Source organism: Streptococcus sanguinis, assembly GCF_020729765.1.
Classification (GTDB): domain Bacteria; phylum Bacillota; class Bacilli; order Lactobacillales; family Streptococcaceae; genus Streptococcus; species Streptococcus sanguinis_Q.
Map to the genome: position 1 here is coordinate 1 of NZ_JAJEPD010000022.1, position 1,812 is coordinate 1,812.

Annotated in this window: 1 protein-coding gene and 2 pseudogenes; 2 read left to right on the plus strand and 1 reads right to left on the minus strand. The window is 31.5% G+C overall.

Annotated features, from left to right (window positions below; all coding sequences use genetic code 11):
• A pseudogene (locus K4H96_RS01770) lies at positions 1-890 on the plus strand (AAA family ATPase); the annotation flags it as partial.
• 368 nt (positions 891-1,258) lie between these two features.
• A pseudogene (locus tag K4H96_RS01775) lies at positions 1,259-1,528 on the plus strand (SAG1252 family conjugative relaxosome accessory protein); the annotation flags it as partial.
• Here K4H96_RS01775 and K4H96_RS01780 read toward each other — a convergent pair.
• Positions 1,524-1,812: SAG1252 family conjugative relaxosome accessory protein (locus K4H96_RS01780; protein WP_227956333.1), on the minus strand; the 289-nt coding region annotated here is incomplete at its 5' end. The pseudogene K4H96_RS01775 and the gene K4H96_RS01780 overlap by 5 nt on opposite strands.

A 1,812-nucleotide genomic window follows, 5' to 3' on the forward strand; every position in this document is an offset into this window, starting at 1 on the left:
GACAACTGGGCGACTTAAGAGAAGAATTTCCTGAATTGCAGTTTGAAACATACCAATTAGAATCAAGTTCATATTCGAAGATAAATATGGCGATGATTAATAGTCGATTGCATGAATTAAAAYAGGCTATCCACTTAGCAATTGACGAAAAGTATGCCATTAATGAGAATTTGATAGCAGATGCTGAGAATATATTTCCTACATATTTTCAAAGTAAAGTGGAAGTATTAGAGGATATTCGTATTGGAGATCTAGAGGAGAAGAAACTCTATATAGATAAGCAGTATAAACTAGTTCAAAATCAACAGTTCCAAGACTTATCACGTCGAATAAAAATATTGGAAAAAACTGCAGAACGGTTAAAAGAAATTCATACTATATATAAAGAAGAGGTGAAAAAGTTCAAAATAGGCATTGTTAAACAACTACGCATCCCATTCTTCATATACTCAGCAAAAATGTTGCAAAATTATCAACAAGGTATGGGGATTTTCTTAACGTACAAGAAAACAACGAGTAGTGATAATGAAACGGTAGCAATTATTAGATTTAAATCCGACACTAAAAATGATCATGATGTAATGAATCAGCTAAGTACGGGGCAGTTAGCTGTTGTGTCGCTTGCATTTACTTTATCTCTGAATACTATGTTTAAGTTATCTGATAATTTAAATTTCCTGATGATAGATGATCCTATTCAGGATATGGATGCAATGAATGTATTGTCCTTTATTGAGATTTTGCGTCACGGGATTATAGATAGATATCAAATTATTTTATCAACGTATAGTGACCATAATGCTCTATTTATGGGATATAAGTTTGCAAATTCATATCCAAAAGTTGACATTGACTATAAGAATGTCCGTGAATTAAAAGGTTCTTTATAAASTGTGGTGAGTTAATTAAAAGAGTAATAATTTTCTTAGAGAGCATTAGCTCTCTTTTTTCTTACCTTATTTTTGATGATGTGATAACTTTTCCAAATTAACCTTGTTATTCTTAAATCATTCCTAAGAAAATCAAGTCTTGATTTTTCACTGGGGGTTTGGGGGCGGAGCCACCAAGTTATCATATTKTTAGCTTTCAAAACTAGAAGGTTTTGATAGGCTGGCGATATGATTTTTGGGATATTGTGGACACAATATCTGAGCTCGCAAAGCCTTACAAAAATGTTGAAGCTATTTTGAAAAATGTACTGACAGTGTCTGTAAGCTTACATTGTAAGTACAGGTATCAATAAAGGAGGAAAAGCCATATGAAAAGAGATATACGTTGTATTCGGAAACAATTTCGCTTAACAGAAACGGAAGAAAAACAAATACTAGATTTAATGAGAGAGAAAGGAGAGGATAATTTTTCTGATTTTCTCCGTAAAAGCTTACTATTGTCTGATGGACAAAAACAGATGGAAAAATGGTTCAATCTTTGGAAAAAACAAAAGTTGGAACAAATTAGCCGTGATGTTCATGAAATATTAATAATTGCTAAAATAAATCATCAGGTTACTCAAGAACATGTTTCTATTTGTTACGAAAATCTTCACTAAGAGGACTTGTTTTTTCTACCTCTTTAATTAATTCCTGAATACAAGTTAACAAAATAGAAACATGTTCTTGAGTAACCTGATGATTTATTTTAGCAATTATTAATATTTCATGAACATCACGGCTAATTTGTTCCAACTTTTGTTTTTTCCAAAGATTGAACCATTTTTCCATCTGTTTTTGTCCATCAGACAATAGTAAGCTTTTACGGAGAAAATCAGAAAAATTATCCTCTCCTTTCTCTCTCATTAAATCTAGTATTTGT